Annotated in this window: 16 protein-coding genes; 9 read left to right on the top strand and 7 right to left on the bottom strand. The window is 73.2% G+C overall.

Features of this window, described 5'->3' with window-relative positions:
* The first annotated feature begins 259 nt into the window (after window positions 1-259).
* A complete protein-coding gene (locus tag DXZ73_RS08400; protein WP_162890116.1) occupies window positions 260-1,273 on the top strand; it encodes a polyprenyl synthetase family protein in 1,014 nt (337 codons plus the stop codon).
* 18 nt (window positions 1,274-1,291) lie between these two features.
* On the opposite strand, the gene DXZ73_RS08395 is transcribed toward DXZ73_RS08400, so the two are convergent.
* The 6 genes from DXZ73_RS08395 to DXZ73_RS08370 form a co-directional block, all read right to left on the bottom strand.
* The gene (locus DXZ73_RS08395; RefSeq protein WP_116210386.1) at window positions 1,292-2,041 is read right to left on the bottom strand and encodes a Mut7-C RNAse domain-containing protein; all 750 of its coding nucleotides are present in this window, start codon (window positions 2,039-2,041) and stop codon (window positions 1,292-1,294) included.
* 50 nt (window positions 2,042-2,091) lie between these two features.
* Entirely contained in the window at window positions 2,092-2,739 is a 648-nt protein-coding gene (locus DXZ73_RS08390) for a PhzF family phenazine biosynthesis protein (protein WP_116210385.1), read from the bottom strand.
* 38 nt (window positions 2,740-2,777) lie between these two features.
* Window positions 2,778-3,056 carry a hypothetical protein gene (locus tag DXZ73_RS08385; RefSeq protein ID WP_116210384.1) on the bottom strand — a complete coding sequence of 93 codons (279 nt, stop codon included), beginning with the start codon at window positions 3,054-3,056 and terminating at the stop codon, window positions 2,778-2,780.
* An 87-nt stretch (window positions 3,057-3,143) separates the two neighbouring features.
* The gene (locus tag DXZ73_RS08380) at window positions 3,144-3,497 is read right to left on the bottom strand and encodes a hypothetical protein (protein WP_116210383.1); all 354 of its coding nucleotides are present in this window, start codon (window positions 3,495-3,497) and stop codon (window positions 3,144-3,146) included.
* 99 nt (window positions 3,498-3,596) lie between these two features.
* A complete protein-coding gene (locus DXZ73_RS08375) occupies window positions 3,597-4,715 on the bottom strand; it encodes an alpha/beta hydrolase (protein WP_116210382.1) in 1,119 nt (372 codons plus the stop codon).
* A gap of 156 nt (window positions 4,716-4,871) precedes the next feature.
* Window positions 4,872-5,864, bottom strand: a complete 993-nt coding sequence (locus tag DXZ73_RS08370; protein WP_116210381.1) for an NAD-dependent epimerase/dehydratase family protein — start codon at window positions 5,862-5,864, stop codon at window positions 4,872-4,874.
* Between the two features lie 846 nt (window positions 5,865-6,710).
* On the opposite strand from DXZ73_RS08370, the gene DXZ73_RS08365 reads away from it, so the two are divergent.
* The 8 genes from DXZ73_RS08365 (at window position 6,711) to DXZ73_RS08330 (ending at window position 16,207) form a co-directional block, all read left to right on the top strand.
* Window positions 6,711-8,888: a hypothetical protein gene (locus DXZ73_RS08365; RefSeq protein WP_116210380.1), complete on the top strand. Its 2,178-nt coding sequence runs from the start codon at window positions 6,711-6,713 to the stop codon at window positions 8,886-8,888.
* Window positions 8,889-8,955: 67 nt separating this feature from the next.
* Complete coding sequence (pelF, locus tag DXZ73_RS08360; RefSeq protein ID WP_116210379.1) at window positions 8,956-10,503, top strand: GT4 family glycosyltransferase PelF; 1,548 nt, start codon at window positions 8,956-8,958, stop codon at window positions 10,501-10,503.
* A complete protein-coding gene (locus DXZ73_RS08355; RefSeq protein ID WP_116210378.1) occupies window positions 10,500-11,957 on the top strand; it encodes a hypothetical protein in 1,458 nt (485 codons plus the stop codon). Before pelF ends, DXZ73_RS08355 begins: the two co-directional genes overlap by 4 nt.
* Window positions 11,958-12,009: 52 nt before the next feature.
* Entirely contained in the window at window positions 12,010-13,011 is a 1,002-nt protein-coding gene (locus DXZ73_RS08350; RefSeq protein WP_116210377.1) for an SDR family NAD(P)-dependent oxidoreductase, read from the top strand.
* A 54-nt stretch (window positions 13,012-13,065) separates the two neighbouring features.
* Window positions 13,066-13,779: a nucleotidyltransferase family protein gene (locus DXZ73_RS08345; RefSeq protein ID WP_116210376.1), complete on the top strand. Its 714-nt coding sequence runs from the start codon at window positions 13,066-13,068 to the stop codon at window positions 13,777-13,779.
* Window positions 13,780-13,788: 9 nt separating this feature from the next.
* Entirely contained in the window at window positions 13,789-14,691 is a 903-nt protein-coding gene (locus DXZ73_RS08340; protein ID WP_116210375.1) for an NAD-dependent epimerase/dehydratase family protein, read from the top strand.
* Window positions 14,688-15,377 carry a spherulation-specific family 4 protein gene (locus DXZ73_RS08335; RefSeq protein ID WP_116210374.1) on the top strand — a complete coding sequence of 230 codons (690 nt, stop codon included), beginning with the start codon at window positions 14,688-14,690 and terminating at the stop codon, window positions 15,375-15,377. Before DXZ73_RS08340 ends, DXZ73_RS08335 begins: the two co-directional genes overlap by 4 nt.
* Window positions 15,374-16,207, top strand: coding sequence for an endo alpha-1,4 polygalactosaminidase (locus DXZ73_RS08330; RefSeq protein ID WP_116210373.1), 834 nt, complete (start codon window positions 15,374-15,376; stop codon window positions 16,205-16,207). Before DXZ73_RS08335 ends, DXZ73_RS08330 begins: the two co-directional genes overlap by 4 nt.
* A gap of 23 nt (window positions 16,208-16,230) precedes the next feature.
* On the opposite strand, the gene DXZ73_RS08325 is transcribed toward DXZ73_RS08330, so the two are convergent.
* A complete protein-coding gene (locus DXZ73_RS08325) occupies window positions 16,231-16,632 on the bottom strand; it encodes a YchJ family protein (RefSeq protein WP_116210372.1) in 402 nt (133 codons plus the stop codon).
* Between the last annotated feature and the right edge of the window lie 36 nt (window positions 16,633-16,668).

Raw genomic sequence — 16,668 nt, 5'->3', positions numbered from 1 at the left:
ACCGAAGGGCGCGACGGAATTCCGGGACACGCGCCCCGCGACCGGGTCAGGCCGTGGACGACCGGCGCGCCACCACGAACCGGCGCCCCCTTCCCCGGCGGCGCGCGCTCACGTCAACACCCCACCTGTCACTGTCACCCCACGGGACCGTCCCGCATCGCGTCGCGCCCCCGGCACCCGCCGCCCGCCTGGAAAGCTGGACCAGCGAGGCCCCGGCCCCGCCGACGCCTCCGATTCCCGAACGCACCCGCGAGGACCCGTGAACCTCGACCCGCCCCTGCACTCCGCCGCCGAGCGGTCCCCGGCCGCCCTCTTCTCGCGCTACTACACCCGGCGCGCGGAGGAGCTGTGGCCCAAGGCCGACGACGCCCTCGACTCCCTGGCCCGCTACGCGCTGCTGCCCCACGGCAAACTCCTGCGCCCCAGGCTGTTCCTGCTGTGCGTCGCGGCGCTCGGCGGCGACCTCGCCCAGGCCTCGGTCATCGCGGCCGCCCTGGAGAGCCACCACACCGCGAGCCTGGTGCACGACGACCTCATCGACGGGGACGCCGAGCGCCGGGGCCGCCCCTCGGTCCACGCGCGCTTCGGCACCGACCAGGCCCTGCTCGTGGGCGACGCCCTCGTGTGCCGCTCCTTCGCGGACGTCGCCGACTGCCGCGGCGAGGGCCTGGCCCCCGAACTGCTGCTGGACATCGTCGCGCTGTCGGGCAACACGGGCGTCGAGATCTGCCGGGGCCAGCTGCTGGAGGACCGGATGCGCACCGACCTGGCCTGCGGCCTCGACGCCTATCTCGCCATGGTCACCCTCAAGACCGCGGCCCTGCTGCGGGCCACCTGCCGCATGGCGGCACTCCTCACGGGAGCCGGCCCCGAGGTCACTGCCGCGCTCACCGCCTACGGCGAGACCCTGGGCATCGCTTTCCAGATGCGCGACGACCTGCTGCCGTACCGCGTCCAGGACGTACGGTCGCAGCCCGGCAAGCCGATGGCCAGCGACCTGCGGAACCGCCGGCCCACGCTGCCGCTGCTGCTCGCCGTGGAGCGGGCCACCCCGCGGCAGGCCCGGCAGCTGCGGCGGCTGTTCCTGCGGGGCGAGGGACGGCGGGCGCGCCGCCGGCTGACGGCGTTGGTGCACGAACTGAAGGCCGTGGAAGCGGCGGTGGGGATGCTCGACGCGTACGTGGAGACCGCGCGCACGCATCTGAACCGGTTGCCGGACACGTCGCACCGGGAGCAGTTGCACCGGTTGACGTACGCGATGAGCACGAGCTGAGGGATCCTCAGGGCCCCTTCACCCCGGCCGGACCGCCGTGGCCGGTGTGCCGAACTCGCGCAGGGCCTCGTTCACGATCGCCTCCAGGCGCTCGTGGTGCGCTCCCCGCCAGTACACGCGCTCGCACTCGACGCACTGGGCGAAGACGTCGTACGTGGAGCGCGTGCCGTGTTCCAGACGGTCGCCGACCGACTGCTTGTCGGCGTCGCGGAGCGGGCCGTTGCAGGCGGTGCACCGGCTCCAGGGCGCGAGGCGCGGGGCGAAGCGCCCGAGGATGTCGCGCAGTTGCTCCTCGGGCCGGTCGCTGTAGACGTACGCGCCCGCCCAGATCTCCCGGCGCCGCAGCAGCCCGCGGTCGCGGGAGAGCAGCACGCGGCGCTCGGCCGCCGAGAGCGCGGCGAGCGCCGGGTCGCCGAGGTCCTCGCTCTCGTACGCCGCGTCCACGCCCAGCAGCCGCAACCGCCGCGCCAGCGTGCCCAGGTGCACGTCGAGGAGGAACCGCAGCGGGGCGCCGGGCACCTCCTGCGGGCGCGCGACCGAGCGCACCTCGACCTCCTCGTCCGTCCCCGGTACGTAGGACACCGGTACCCGCCGCCCGTCGACCAGCAGCGCGCCCACCTCGGTGAGCGGGACGCCGAAGGACTCGACGACGTGGCCGAGCGAGGACGAGCCGTCGGTGGCCACGGGCGTGCGCTCCGCGCGGCGGTCGGCAGCCGCGAAGAGCCGCAGTTCGGGGGCGAGGGTGAGGCGGATCCGGCAGTGGTTCACACCATCAGCATAGGAAACGGCCCCGGCCCTGTGGCCGCCGCCCCGAAGGCTCAGGCGGCGCGCGCCACCCGGCCGCCGATGTCGATCGTGCCGTCGGCGCGGGGCCGGGTGAGGATCTGCGAGGCCGCGCCCTGGCGGATGTCGAGGGCACGGTCCAGCCGGTCGGTGAGCACCAGCGCGGCAGCGCCCGTCGCCTCGTCCTCGACGATGCCGTCGCCGCGGCGGGGAAAGCCGCGGGCGCGCACCCGCCCCGCGCGCTCGTCCTGCCAGGCCCAGGCGTACAACCAGCCCTCGCCCTCGGGCGGCGCGGGCAGCTCGTCGACCTCGGCGGCCGACGCGTACCGCTCGGTGTGCCGTCCGGCGGCCCACGCGGCGCGGCCGCGCACCCAGGTGAACTCGCCGTCCCCGTGGACGTGGACCTCGCCCGCGGGCGGCCGCAGCACGTCCGTCCCCAGCAGCCACCCCACGCCGACGAGCGGGTGGCCGGCGAAGGGCAGCCGGACGCTGGGCGTCCAGATGTCGACGACGCCTCGCTCGGCGTCGTCGACGAACACGGTCTCGCTGTAGCCGAGTCCGGCGGCGAGTTCCTTCCTGGCGGCGTCACCCCGCACGGCCGCGCCGTCGCGGACGACGCCGAGGGCGTTGCCGCCCTCGCCGTCGGGCCCGGTGAAGACATGGAGCACCTGGATATCGATCATCCCGGCATTCAACATCAGGCCGTGTGCGCCGGTCGGGGTCAGGGCTGCCGGGCGTCCGGGGCGGCGGTGGACTCCTGACGCAGGAACAGCAGCAGCCTGGCGAGCCTTCCGGGCGGCCGGGGGACGGCCCGCAGGACGCGTTCCGGCGGAGCGGCGGCCGGGGCGTCCGGCTCCGCGACCGAGGGGGAGCGGTCGGGGGGTTCGGGCCGGTCCGAGGGCCCTTCGGGGGTGACGGCGGGCGGTGGCCCGGAGGCGTGGTCGCGGTAGACCTGGGCGCGCAGATAGGCACCCATGGCACGCGCGGGGTCGAGGGGCATGACGACTCTCTCTGCTCTCGTACCTGCTGGATGTGCGGGGGCGGTGGACGGCGCGGCGGCCCCCGGGCAGGGGCCCGCGCCTCACCCTCAGCAGCGCAGGACGGTGTGACCCGCGCGGGCGGCGCACGCCGGAGCGGCGTCGGCGCGGGAGACGAGCAGGGGGACGCGCAGGCGGGCGACCGGCGTGGTCGGGCCGGTGAGCAGGGGGACGCGGTGCCCGGAGCGTCGCCCCTCGCGCACGGCGCTGCCGGGGAGCAGCAGCACGGAGGTGGCGCAGTCGTCGGACGGCGTGAACTCCAGCGAGGAGGAGCCCTCTTCGCGGTCGTCGCCGTAATCGACGGCCTGGACGCCGCCGCCCGCGAGGATCAGCAGCAGGGAGATCAGCACGGCGGCCGCGGCGCGGAGCACGGACTGCGGCAGAGCGAGACCCCAACCAGGCATGCGCTCAGCGTAAGATTGCCATTACTTTGCGCGCATTCCCGCGTTCGGGTGATTTTTCGGGATCCGGCATGGAGCCGGGATCCCGCATGGAGCCCGGAGCTACTTCTTCGCGGAGAGCTCCTTGTCCAGCCAGCCCAGCACGAGCGGGTACTCCTCGCGCCACGTCTGGAAGTTGTGTCCCCCTTCGTCGCGGATGAGCTTGGTGACGTGGGTCGGAGCCTTTGCCTTGGCCGCGAACTTCAGGGTCGGCTCGTAGTTCTCCTCGCCCGTCTTGCTCGTCGACACCAGCAGGGACACCGGCGGCGGGGGCATGTGTTCGAGGCGCCAGGTCAGGTCGTTCTCGTTCTTGTACGCCTTGCTGCCGGCGTAGAGGTCGCCGGTCTTGCCGTCCTGCCGGGCGAAGTAGTCCGCGGACAGGCCCGCTGCCGCGCCGTACCGCGCGGGGTTGGTCATGGCGAGCTTCAGCGCGCAGTAGCCGCCGGTGGAGTTGCCCACGGCGCCCCAGCTGCCCGGGGTGTCGGCCGCGCGGTACTGCTCGTACACGGCCAGCGGGAGGTCCTGGTTGAAGAAGGTCAGCGCCTGCGGGCCGCCCGGCACGTCCGTGCAGTTGGTGTCGCGGTCGGCGACGACCGAGGGGCGCACCAGGAGATAGATGGTCGGCCGGATCCGCTTCGCCATGATGGCGGACGAGGCCGACTGCGGGACCTTGAGCTGGGTGATGAGGTTCTTGGAGACCCCCGGCTGGCCCGTGATCGCCACGACCACGGGGAACTTCTCGTTCGCGTGTTCCTTCTGGAAGTACTGCGGCGGCAGATAGGCGTAGCCGTCCATGCCCAGCCCGCTGACCGGTCCGCGGATCTCGATCCGGTCGACCTGACCGGCCTTTTCCCGGCCGCCCTTCAGGCCCGCGGACTCCTGGCCCTTGACCGTGAGCGCGGGCACCCGCTCGCCGCCCTCCGCGCCCGGCTGGAGCGACTGCCGGCTGGAGGCACGGCCGAGGAGCTCGTTCCAAGTGGAGTAGAAGCCGTAGATGTTGTTCCCGGCGACCAGGAGCAGCGCCAGGATGCTGACCTGGGTGACGACCAGCAGCCCGATCCGGCCGGCCAGGGCGAGGAGGCCCTTCTTCGCGACGCGCGGCCACAGCCAGATCACGAGCGCGCACACCGCGAGGGCGACGAGCGCGAGGACTGTCAGCAATGCCTGGGACGTGAGGCCCACGGTGGTGACTCCTCTTGGAGGGGATTTCTCCAGGGGAGACGGGACAGGACCGGTACGGGTTTACCGTTCGATGATCATTGTCATTTTATGTCGGCGGGTGCGGCCCGGCGATTCCGGCACCGGGCGGGCCGTCCGGCCCGCCCGGCACGCGAGGTGTCAGCCGCCGGCGCCCAGGACCTTCGCCTCCAGTTCGGGATCCAGCCCCGGAGCCGGGCGGTCCGGCCGCTGCGGTGCCACGCCCCCCAGCGACCGCAGCCACGCCCACGTGTCGGCCACTGTCTCCTCCGCGGGCCGGCACCGCAGCCCCGCGGCCAGGGCCTTCGCCGCCGACCCCCGGTGCAGCGTGTCGTACAGCTCGCCCCGCGGCACCCACACCGGAAGGTCCGTCCAGGGCCGGACGCCCGCCGCGAGGATCGGTTCGGGGTCGGTCCAGCGCAGCTCCGCGTCGGAGCCGGTGACGCGTACGCAGGCCTCCAGCAGGGCGCCCGTCGTCGTGTGGCCCGGCGGGGCGATCAGGTTGTACGGGCCCGCGAGCCCGTCCGCGACGGCGTCCAGGGTCCAGGCGGCGAGGTCGCGCACGTCGATGAACTGCAACTCCAGATCGCGCGGCCCCGGCGCCAGGACCGGCCCGCCGCGGGCGATCCGGTTCAGCCACCACGGCAGCCGGCCGATGTTCTCGCGGGGGCCGAGGATCAGCCCGGAGCGCACCAGGAGCGTCGCGTCGTCACCGAAGGCCGCGGTCGCCGCGAGCTCTCCGCCGCGCTTGTCCCGCGCGTAGTCCACGGCGTCCGCGTCCGGCGAGCCGTCGACCACGGGGTGGCTCTCGTCGTGCCCGTCGGGCGAGGGGTAGGTGTACACGGAGCCCGTCGAGACATACGCGTACCGCCCGACCCGCCCGGCCAGGGCCCGTGCCGCGTCGCGCACGGCCGTCGGCGCCGCCGACCAGGTGTCGACGACGGCGTCCCACTCGCCCGCGCCCAGGGCCGCGTATCCGCCCGGCGCCGTGCGGTCGCCGTGCAGGGCGACCGCGCCCGCCGGTGCCGCGTGCCGCCCCCGGTGGAAGACGGTCACCTCCCAGCCGCGGGCCAGGGCCGCCTCGGTGACGGCGTGGCCCACGAATTCCGTTCCGCCCAGTATCAGTAGCCTCATGCGGGAAACCCTGCCTGGTCACGGGCGTTCACGGAAGTGCTCCGAGCGCTGAGCGGATCTGCCGGGAGCAGATAACCGGGGGATAAAATTCCGTTTCCTGCGAGCGATTCTCCAACATGCTGCGGGTCAACCGGAGTTGATCCATCCCCCAAGGATTTGAGGACAACCTTACTTAGAGGGGGGAGCGTTGCTTCCGGTTGCCTTTCCGGCTTTGAATGGATCTTGAAAACCGCGGTCACGGAGATCGACGAGCGGGGGATGTATCCGACAATTGACGGGTGCAACGGGCAAGCCGGACAGTAATCATCAGGCCGATCTCCGGGCGCTCCGTTCCCCGGGTGACCCGTGCGACACGGCGCGACGACGGTGCGCATCACGGCGGTGCACACCAATGTCGGCACAGGTCACCCCGGAGGTGACCGCGGCAGTCGGCGTCCCACGGCCCGGCCGGGGCCCCGGCGGCGGTGCGCTCAATTCCGGACAGACCCCGGTCACATGCGTCCGGGCTACTCGGCAGTGCGCCAGCGAGACGTTCGGCCATGGCGCACTATATGGCTGGGCGGTCGAGAGGCATCGGTGCCTCTCGAGGTCGCGGCACCGCCGTGCCCTGCGCTCGCGGACACCGTCGTACGGCATCGGCTCCGGCCGTACGGCATCGGCGACGGACATGGCGTCCGCGCAGGGTGCGGGAGAAGCGGGCGGTCGGGTGGGGAGGCGCGACCGCGAAGGGGCCGCTCCTGGGGACTTATTCGATGTGCCGTGGTGCCGGGTCCGGTGCTGCGTGCACGCGTTCTTACCGGACGGCGGCGCACGGGGTGCGCGTGCCCGTTCTGGGGGGAGAAAATCATGGGTCGTTCGACCCGTCTTGCCGCGGCCTGCGCTGCGGGCGCCCTGCTCGCCATGGCCGTTCCCGCGGCCGGGGCGCAGGCCGCCGACACCACTGCGAGAATCGATCTGCGGGTGCTCGTCGTCGACGACGGCGGTCCCGCCACCGAGGCGATACGCGCCGAACTCGACGGCGCCGGCACGCCGTACACGAGCATCGCGCTCTCCGACTCCGGGCGCGCCCGGATCGACGACGCGTTCCTCAGCGACACCGTCGACGGCAGACCCAGGGCGAAGTTCCAGGGCGTGGTGCTGCCCAACGACAGCCCGTTCGGCGCCAATTCGCCGGAGATGGCGGCGCTGGCGTCCTACGAGAAGCGCTTCGGCATACGCCAGGTCGACGCCTATACGTACGCCCGCCCGGCCGTGGGCCTCAACACCCCGCAGGACTCCGGCTACAGCGGCAGCCTCGACGGCAAGTCCGCGCAGGTGACCGCGGACGGGGCCGCCGGGCCGTTCGGATACCTGAGGAAAAACGTTCCCTTTGAGGACAACGATCCCACTGTGAACGAGAGTTGGGGCTATCTCTCCACCCCGCTGGACAAGCAGGCGGACGGCGCCACGTACACCAGCTACCTCGACGCGCCCATACCCGGCGGCACCGGGCGCGGCTCGCTGATCGGCCAGTACGCCCACGACGGCCGCAGCGAGCTGGTCGTGACCTTCGTCTACAACCAGTACCAGCAGCAGTTCCGGCTGGTCTCCCGCGGCATCGTGGAGTGGCTGACGCAAGGGGTCCACCTCGGCGCCTCCCGCAACTACTTCGGGGTGCACGTCGACGACGTCTTCGCCTCGGACGACCGCTGGGACACCAAGCTCAAGTGCACCCCCGGCGACGTCGACTGCCCCGGCAACCCCACCCCCGACCACCCGGCGCTGCGGATGACCGCGGCCGACGCGCAGTACGCCAAGCAGTGGTCGCAGAGCCACAACCTCCCCATCGACTTCGCCTACAACGGCGTCGGCAGCGAGGAGTACCGGGCGGACCACGGCGGGGCGCCCGACCCGCTCCTGAACCAGCTCGTCGCCGACCAGAAGTCCTTCCGCTGGATCAACCACACCTACACCCACGCCTTCCTCGGCTGTGAGCAGAACACCACCGTCGTGCCGTGGAAGTGCCAGACCGACCTCTTCGGCAACACCAAGTGGGTCAGCGGCGCCTACATCAACAGCCAGATCAACGACAACCTCAACTGGGGCGCCCGGCAGGGGCTCACCCTCGACAGGGACGAACTCGTCACCGGCGAGCACTCCGGCCTCAAGACGCTCCCGCAGCAGACCCAGGACAACCCCAACCTCGCCCCGGTGCTGGCGCTCAACGGTGTGAGCTGGGTCGGCAGCGACACCTCGCGCGAACCGCAGCAGCGCCCGGTCGGCGCCGCGCTCACCGTGCCCCGCTACCCGATGAACATCTTCTACAACACCGGCACCGCCGCCGAGGAGACCGACGAGTACAACTGGCTCTACACCAAGAAGGCCGACGGCGGCAGCGGCATCTGCGAGAACTCCAAGGTGACCACCTGCCTGAAGACCCCGCTGGACGTGAAGACGGGCTTCAACTCCTACATCGTGCCCCTGGAGACCCGGATCGCCCTCGGCCACGTGCTCGCCAACGACCCGCGGCCGCACTTCATGCACCAGTCCAACCTCTCCGAGGAGCGCATCGGTTACGCGGTCCTGGAGAAGGCGCTCTCCGACTACGCCGGCCTCTACGCCGACAGCACCCCGATCGTCAACCTCCGCATGCGGGACATCGGTACGGAGCTGAGCAAGCGGGCCGCCTGGAAGTCGGCGCTCGCCTCCGGCAAGGTCACGGCCTACCGCATCGGCTCCGCCGTCACCGTCAGCGCCCCCGGTGGCGTGCAGACCACCGCGACCTTCCCCGAGGGCACCGTGCAGCTCCAGGGCGGCACCACCGCCCCCTTCGGCACCGCCTACGCCGGAACGCGCTCCGGCTGGGCCGCGCCCGCCGCCGGACAGCCCCAGCTCTCCTTCACCCTGCCGACCGCCGCGACCCCGGCGACCTCGTCGCCCACGGGCCACGCCGCACGGGTGCAGGCCCCGGCGGCCCGGCTCACCGTTCCCCAGGGCGTCGCCCACGCCGTGCCGTACGGCCCGGTGCCGACCGCCCGCCGCTGAACCCGCTCGCAGGCCCTCCGCGCACCCCACCACCTCAGGCCGCGCCACCTCTGGAGAACCGAATTTCATGCACGGACCGCTTGCCGAAACGGCATCCGACACCCTCTCGGTGACGCTGCTCACCGAGGGGACCTACCCGCACAGCCATGGCGGAGTGAGCGTGTGGTGCGACCAGTTGGTGCAGGGCATGCCCGACGTCGACTTCCGGGTCATCGCGGTCACGGGCACCGGCCGGGAGTCCCTCGCCTGGGAACTCCCGGCCCACGTCCGCGGCGTCGAGTCCCACCCGCTGTGGGGCCCGCCCCCGGCCGGCCGCGCCCCGCGCGGCCGGGCCCTGCGCTCCTTCCTCGCCTGCTACGAACAGTTCCTGCTCGCCCTCCTCGACCCCGCGCAGGAACACCACTTCCCGCGCGCCTTCTACCGACTGGCCGACCACGCCGCGGCGGGCACCCTCGCCCCGGCCCTGCGCGGCGAGGCCGCCGCCCGCGCCCTCGTCCGCGTCTGGAACCGACCCGGGCTCGCCGCGGCCGCCGCGCGCCCCACGCTCCACGACGCGCTGACCGCCACCGACCTGCTGGAGCACGCGCTCCGCCCGCTCGCCGCCGACCCGCCCGCCGGGGGCGTCACCCACGCGGTGAGCGGCGGACTCGCGGCGCTCCCGGGCCTGATCGCCCACCACCGGCACGGCACCCCCTTCCTCCTCACCGAACACGGCATCTACCTGCGGGAGCGCTACCTCGGCTTCCGCGCGGAGCCGTACACCTGGCCGGTCAAGGCCCTGATGCTGGGCCTGTTCCGGCTGCTCGCCGTCGAGAGCTACCGCTGCGCCGCGCTCGTCACCCCCGGCAACCGCTACAACCGGCGCTGGGAGGAGCACGGGGGCACCCCGCCCGCCCGGATCCGCACCGTCTACAACGGCGTCGACCCGGCGGCGTTCCCGCCCGCCGGACCGGAACCGAAGACCCCGACGCTCAGCTGGGCCGGGCGCGTCGACCCGATCAAGGGCCTGGAGACCCTGATCCGGGCGTTCGCGCTCGTACGGGCCGAGATACCCGAGGCGCGGCTGCGGCTCTTCGGCGGCACCCCGCGTGGCGGCGAGGCCTACCGCACCTCCTGCGAGAAGCTCGCCGCCGAGCTCGGCGTGGGCGAGGCCGTCGTCTTCGAGGGCCGGGTCGAGGACATCCGCGACGCCTACGCCGCGGGCAACGTGGTGATGCTCTCCAGCATCAGCGAAGGCTTCCCCTTCACCCTCATCGAGGCCATGTCCTGCGGCCGCGCCACCGTCTCCACCGACGTGGGCGGGGTCTGCGAAGCGGTCGGCGACGCCGGGCTCGTCGTCCCGCCCCGCGACCCCGAGAGCATGGCGAAAGCGGCCCTGAAGCTGCTGCGGGACGACGGGCTGCGCGCCCGCATGGGCGAGGCCGCCCGGCTCCGCGTCATCGAGCAGTTCACCCTCCGCCAGACGATCAGCGCCTTCCGCGACATCTACCGCGACCTCGCGGGCGTCGGACAGCGGCCCGTGGAGCGCCCCTGGCGCCGGCCGCAGCCGCAACCGCTCCTCGACGAGGCCGCTCTCGGCCCCGTCATGGCCATGGCGGCAGGTGACGCCGGATGAGCGGCTTACTGCGCCTCGTGCCCGACGAGCCCGAGCCCACCCACGATCTCGCCGCCACCCCGGGGTCCCTCCGCCCGAGACCCCGGCCGCGTTGGGCCGCGGACCCGATCGACGAACTCGCCGAGGAACTGGCCGAGGTGTGCGCCGTCGCCGTGCACCCCGACGAGATCGCGGCCGTCCTGGAGGCGGACGGGCTGACCGGGGAACAGATCACCGAACGCTACGGCCGGGCCGACGCCTTCGAGCTCGCGGCGGAGCTCTACGCACGCGTCCCCCGCAGCCATCCCGAGCCCGGCCCCCGCCCCGACCCCTGGCGGGTGCACCCCGCCCAATTCCTGCTCAGGGCCCTGGTGTTCACCCTGCCCGGCTTCGGCTACGCCATCGGCGCACCGCTGATGGCCGGCGCCCGGGACGGCTACGGACTGCCCCGGGGCACCGTCGGACTCGTCGTCTCGGCGCTCGTGGCCTGGGCCTGGAACCAGGGCTTCGCCCACCGCGCCTACCTCCGCCTCGCCGTCGGCCGCCCCGCCGCCGGGCGCTGCCTCCAATGGGGAGCGCCGCTGGGCGCCCTGCTCGCCACCGCGGCCACCCTGACGGCACCCCGGAGCACCGGGGTCACCTCCTTCGCCGCGGGTCAGGCCGTCTATCTCGCGGCGGCCACCGTCCTGCTCGTCCTCGGCAGGGAACGGCTCCTGCTGCTCACCCTGCTGCCCACCGCCGCCGGGGGAACCCTGCTCCTCGCCGTCCCCCTGCCCGCCGCCGTGCGGATCGCCCTGCTCCTCGCCACCGTCACCGCGGTGACCGGCGCCGCGGCGTACGAGATCCTCCGCACCCGCAAGAGCGACACCCCGTACACCCCGCCGCCCTCGCTGTCACCGCTCGCCTCACTGCCGTACGGGCTGTTCGGCCTGGGCTGCGGAGTACTCACCACCCTCGCCGCGCTGGGCGACGTCCTGCGCCACAGCCCCGGAGCCCGCACGGCCGGTGCCGCCGTCATCGCGCTCACCCTCAGCATGGGAGCCGCCGAATGGCTGCTCTACCGCTGCCGGAGCATGGCACTCGCCGCGCTCACCCGCGCCACGACCCCCCGCGGACTGCTGACCGGCGGGGCCCGGGTGCTCGCCCTGTGCGCGACCGCCTACCTCGCCGCCCTCACCGCCCTCGCGCTGACCACCGGCGCGCTCTGGCCGGACGGACCGCCGGTCACCGCCGTACGGCTCACCGGCCTGCTCGCCCTCGGCACGGTCCTGTGGGCCGGACTGCTGCTCCAGGCGTTCGGCGTCGCCTGGGCCCCGGCCCTGCTGTGCCTGGGCGCGGCCGGTGCCGAATCGGCCGCGCTCGCCCTGCGGACCCCGGCACCGGCCACGGCCCAACTCGTCATCTGTACGGGCGCGGCGGCCACCCTGCTGGCCGTCGCCGCCCAGCGGCTCGGACGGCTCACCACGCACCGCTGACCCACAGCACACGCACCGCCAAGCACACAGTCCGTCACCAAGGGAGACCCTCATGCCCGCACCCGCACTCGTCGCCGTCACCGGCGCGGAAGGCTTCATCGGCTCGCACCTCGTCGAGACGCTCGTCGCCTCCGGCCACCGGGTCCGCGCCATGGTGCAGTACAACTCCTTCTCCTCGTACGGATGGCTGGAGACGCTGCCCGAGGACGTGATGGAGCAGGTCGACGTCGTCCTCGGCGACGTCCGCGACCCCGGCTCCGTCACCGGGCTCGTCACCGGCACCGAGGCCGTCTACCACCTGGCCGCCCTGATCGCGATCCCGTACTCCTACCGCGCCCCGCACAGCTATGTGGAGACCAACGTCACCGGCACCCTCAACGTGCTCGAAGCCGTACGCCACCTGGGCATCCCACGCCTCGTCCACACCTCCACCAGCGAGACCTACGGCACCGCGCGGACCGTGCCCATCGGCGAGGACCACCCCATCAACACCCAGTCCCCGTACGCCGCTTCGAAGGCCGGCGGTGACCGCCTCGCCGACAGCTACCACGCCAGCTTCGGCGTGCCCGTGGTCACCCTGCGGCCCTTCAACACCTTCGGGCCGCGGCAGTCGATGCGCGCCGTCATCCCCACCGTCATCGGGCAGGTCGCCGCCGGACAGCGCGTCATCACCCTCGGCGACCTCCGCCCCACCCGCGACTTCAGCTACGTCAAGGACACCGTCGCCGCCTTCCTCGCCGTCGGCACCGCGCCCGCGGACGAGGTCGTCGGACGCACCTTCAACTCCGGTACCGGCGAGGAGATCTCCATCGGCGACCTGGTGTCCCTGATCGGCAAGCTCATGGACGCCGATCTGGACGTACGCCCCGACCCCGAGCGCATCCGGCCGGAGAACTCGGAGGTCATGCGGCTCGTCTGCGACGCCACCAGGCTGCGCGCCGCCACCGGCTGGGCCCCCGCCCACACCCTGGAACAGGGCCTCGCCCGGACCGTCGAATTCTTTCGCGACCCGCGGAACCTCGGCCGCTACAAGGCCGGAATCTACAACGTCTGACGCGGCGGGACCGCTCACCGCCACGACGTCACCCACGCAGAGAGGACGGCACCCATGCACGCAGTCATACTTGCCGGAGGCAAGGGCGTCCGGCTGCGCCCGTACACCACGGCGCTCCCCAAGCCCCTCGTGCCCATAGGCGAGGAGCACGCGATCCTGGAGATCGTGATGCGCCAGCTCGCCGGGGCGGGCTTCACCAGCTGCACCCTCGCCATCGGCCACCTCGGTCACATCATCCGCGCGTACGTCGGCGACGGCTCCCAGTGGGGCATGAGGGTCGACTACACCACCGAGGAGAGCCCCCTCGGCACCATGGGCCCCCTCCTCACCATGATCGACCGGCTGCCCGAGCACTTCCTCGCCATGAACGGCGACATCCTCACCGACCTCGACTTCGGTGACGTCCACCGCACCCACGTGGCCTCGGGGGCACCGCTCACCATCGCCACCTACGCCCGTCAGGTGAACATCGACTTCGGGGTGCTCACCACCGACGCCGGTCGCGTCGTCGGCTTCGCCGAGAAGCCGAGCATGGACTACCGGGTCTCGATGGGCGTCTACGGCGTGTCCCGCGCCGCACTCGCCCGCTACACCCCCGGACTCCCGCTCGGATTCGACGAGTTGGTCCTGGACATGCTGGAGGAGGAGACCCCGCCGCACGCCTACGACTTCGACGGCTACTGGCTCGACATCGGCCGCCCCGACGACTACGACCGGGCCAACCGGGAGTTCTCCGGCCACCGCGATCTGCTGATCAAGGGAGCGTGACCGGCCCGCATGCGCATTCTCGTCCTGGGCGTCACCGGCTTCCTGGGCCGGCACACCGCCGAGCTCCTGCGCGCCCTCCCGGGCGCGCAGGTCCTCGACGCCGGCCGCGGGCCGGGTGCCGGACTGCCTCTCGACCTGGCCACCGCCGATCCGGGTCCGCTGGCCGCCGCCCTGCGGACCGCCGCCCCCGATGCCGTCGTCAACTGCGCGGGCGCGGTCGGCGGCAGCCCCCTGACCCTCACCGCCACCAACGCCCGCGGCCCCGCGGCCCTTTGCGAAGCGCTGCGCGAGGCGGCGCCAAGGGCCCGCCTGGTCCACCTCGGCTCCGCCGCCGAGTACGGCGCCACCGAAGGCCGTACGCCCCTCACCGAATCCGGCACCACCTGCCCGGCCGGCCTCTACGGCGCCGCCAAGCTGGCCGGCACCCTCGCGGTCACCGGCTCCGGCCTCGACGCCGTCGTCCTGAGGGTGTTCAACCCCGTGGGCCCCGGCGCGCCCGCCGCCTCCCTGTCCGGCCGCCTCGCCGCCGAGCTGCGCCGGGCCGGACCCGACGGCCGGGTCCGCGTCGGCGACCTCTCCACCCACCGCGACTTCGTCGACGCCCGCGACGTGGCGGAGGCCGTCGTGCGCGCCGTCACCGCCCCCGGGCCCCTGCCACCCGTCGTCAACATCGGCAGCGGCACCGCCCGTTCGGCCCGGGAGCTCGCCGAGGAACTGATCCGGGCCGCGGGCTTCCGCGGCCGGCTGGACGAGGACGGCGACGGCTCGCACCGCTCCGCCGCCGTACCCTGGCAGCAGGCGGACATCACTCTCGCCACACGCGCCCTGCACTGGCAGCCGCGCCGCACCCTCGCCGAGTCCCTCACCGACCTGTGGGACGGGACCGCCCGACCGCCGGAGTCCGCCCCATGAACCGTACGGCCGCGGAGCCACGCGGACTGCTCGTCCCGCTCTACGTCCATCCCGCCGTCGACCCCGGGGCGTGGACCGCGCTGGAGGCGGCCGCCCCCGCGCTGCGCGGAGTGGTCCTCAACGTCGCCGACGGGCCGGGCGGCCGTCCCGACCCCGCCTTCTGCGCCGCGGCCGCACGCCTGCGCGCCGCGGGCGTCCCCCTGCTCGGCTACACCGACACCGGCTACGGCCACCGCCCGGCCCGCGAGGTTGTCGCCGACATCCGCCGCCACCGCAGGTGGTACGAGGTCGACGGGGTCTTCCTCGACCAGGCCGCGGCCCACCCGGCGCTGCTGCCCCGCTACCGACGGCTGGTGCTGCTCGCCAAGGCGCTGGGCGCGCGGACGGCCGTGCTCAACCCCGGCATCCACCCCGACCCCGGCTACGCCCACCTCGCCGACCTGCTTGTCACCTTCGAGGGCGACTGGGAGGCGTACCGGCGGGCCGAGGTGCCGGTCTGGACCGCTGATCACCCGCCGGAGCGCTTCTGCCACCTCGTCCACGGAGTGCCCCAGGAGCGCGCCGAGCAGGTGGCGCGCACCGCCGAGCGGCGGGGCGCGGCCGTGCACTGCGCGGTGCCGGGCGAGGGGCCCAACCCCTGGCAGGCCGTGCCCCGGGCGGCCGCGATCGCGGGGGAGGCGCGATGAGCCGCAGGTGGTGGGCCGTGCTGCCGGCCGTGCTGTTGCTCCTCGCCGGCTGTTCGTCCACCGGCTCGTCGCAAGGGGAGCCGGACGACGGGGCGGACCCGACGGCCCGCCCCGCGAGCCCGCCGTCAGGTCACTGGCAGCCCCGGCCCGGCACCCGCTGGCAGTGGCAGCTCGACGGGAAGGTCGACACCGGCGTGGACGTCCCCGTCTACGATATCGACGGATTCGAGAACTCCGCCGAGGTCGTCGACCGGCTCCACGCCCGCGGCCGGAAGGTGATCTGCTACATCAACGCCGGTGCGTGGGAGGACTTCCGGCCCGACCGCGGCGCCTACCCCAAATCCCTGCTCGGCGACAAGAACAAGGGCTGGAACGGTGAGAAGTGGCTGGACATCCGCCGCCTCGACACCCTCCGCCCGATCATGGCCGCCCGCATGGACATGTGCCGCAAGAAGGGCTTCGACGCGGTCGAACCGGATCTGACGGAGGGCTACCGCAACCACACCGGCTTCCCCCTGACGGCCGCCGACCAGCTCGCCTTCAACCGCATGCTCGCCCGGCTGGCCCACGACCGCGGCCTCTCCATCGGGCTGAAGAACGACCTCGAACAGATCCCGAAACTGGTCTCCGACTTCGACTTCGCGGTGAACGAGCAGTGCGCGCAGTTCGAGGAGTGCGACGCGCTGACGCCGTTCGTGAAGAAGGGGAAGGCGGTGTTCCATGTGGAGTACGAGCTGGCCCGGGGCGATTTCTGCGCCGAGGCGAAGAGCCTGGGACTGAGCTCCATGCGCAAGCGGTTGGCGTTGGACGCCTGGCGCGAGCCGTGTTGAGCGCGGGGCTCCGCCCCGGGCCCTCAGTCGAGCGCGTCGACGTAGACCCACTCGCCGTTCACGCGCGCGAAGCGGCTGTTCTCGTGCTGGTCGCCCGCGCGGCCCCGCGCCGTGAAGTGGGCGCGGAATTCCACGGTGCCCTCGTTGTGGAACGCCGTGCCGCCCGTCGTGCCGAGGATCTCCAGCCGGGTCCACCGCTGCTCCGGGTCGAAGTCGAGGCTCTCCGGCCGGGTGTCCGGATGCCACGACCGCAGCAGATAAGCGGCGTCGCGCACGGCGAACGCGCTGTAGCGGGACCGCATCAGCGCCTCGGCGGTGGCCGCGCTCCGGGCGCCCCGGTGGAGGGCGCCGCAGCAGTCGCCGTAGGGCTTGCCGAGACCGCACGGGCAGTCGTCGGTGAGGGGGGTGGTGCGTGTGTTGGACATCCTCCGATTGTCCATGCCGCGGGGGAGCACCCGGCC

Origin of the sequence: Streptoverticillium olivoreticuli subsp. olivoreticuli (assembly GCF_003391135.1) — a bacterium.
Taxonomy (GTDB): domain Bacteria; phylum Actinomycetota; class Actinomycetes; order Streptomycetales; family Streptomycetaceae; genus Streptomyces; species Streptomyces blastmyceticus.
Note: the sequence above shows the minus strand (reverse complement) of the source record. Positions and strands in the feature narration are given on the sequence as shown.

What these genes read in the sequence shown, in the direction of transcription:
- DXZ73_RS08355 (WP_116210378.1), top strand. Translation starts at nt 10,500, where the DNA reads ATGAGCGGCTTACTGCGCCTCGTGCCCGACGAGCCCGAGCCCACCCAC.
- DXZ73_RS08345 (WP_116210376.1), top strand. Translation starts at nt 13,066, where the DNA reads ATGCACGCAGTCATACTTGCCGGAGGCAAGGGCGTCCGGCTGCGCCCG.
- DXZ73_RS08385 (WP_116210384.1), bottom strand. Translation starts at nt 3,056, where the DNA reads ATGCCCCTCGACCCCGCGCGTGCCATGGGTGCCTATCTGCGCGCCCAG.
- DXZ73_RS08380 (WP_116210383.1), bottom strand. Translation starts at nt 3,497, where the DNA reads ATGCCTGGTTGGGGTCTCGCTCTGCCGCAGTCCGTGCTCCGCGCCGCG.
- DXZ73_RS08325 (WP_116210372.1), bottom strand. Translation starts at nt 16,632, where the DNA reads ATGTCCAACACACGCACCACCCCCCTCACCGACGACTGCCCGTGCGGT.
- DXZ73_RS08330 (WP_116210373.1), top strand. Translation starts at nt 15,374, where the DNA reads ATGAGCCGCAGGTGGTGGGCCGTGCTGCCGGCCGTGCTGTTGCTCCTC.
- DXZ73_RS08365 (WP_116210380.1), top strand. Translation starts at nt 6,711, where the DNA reads ATGGGTCGTTCGACCCGTCTTGCCGCGGCCTGCGCTGCGGGCGCCCTG.
- pelF (WP_116210379.1), top strand. Translation starts at nt 8,956, where the DNA reads ATGCACGGACCGCTTGCCGAAACGGCATCCGACACCCTCTCGGTGACG.
- DXZ73_RS08350 (WP_116210377.1), top strand. Translation starts at nt 12,010, where the DNA reads ATGCCCGCACCCGCACTCGTCGCCGTCACCGGCGCGGAAGGCTTCATC.
- DXZ73_RS08390 (WP_116210385.1), bottom strand. Translation starts at nt 2,739, where the DNA reads ATGATCGATATCCAGGTGCTCCATGTCTTCACCGGGCCCGACGGCGAG.
- DXZ73_RS08370 (WP_116210381.1), bottom strand. Translation starts at nt 5,864, where the DNA reads ATGAGGCTACTGATACTGGGCGGAACGGAATTCGTGGGCCACGCCGTC.
- DXZ73_RS08335 (WP_116210374.1), top strand. Translation starts at nt 14,688, where the DNA reads ATGAACCGTACGGCCGCGGAGCCACGCGGACTGCTCGTCCCGCTCTAC.
- DXZ73_RS08340 (WP_116210375.1), top strand. Translation starts at nt 13,789, where the DNA reads ATGCGCATTCTCGTCCTGGGCGTCACCGGCTTCCTGGGCCGGCACACC.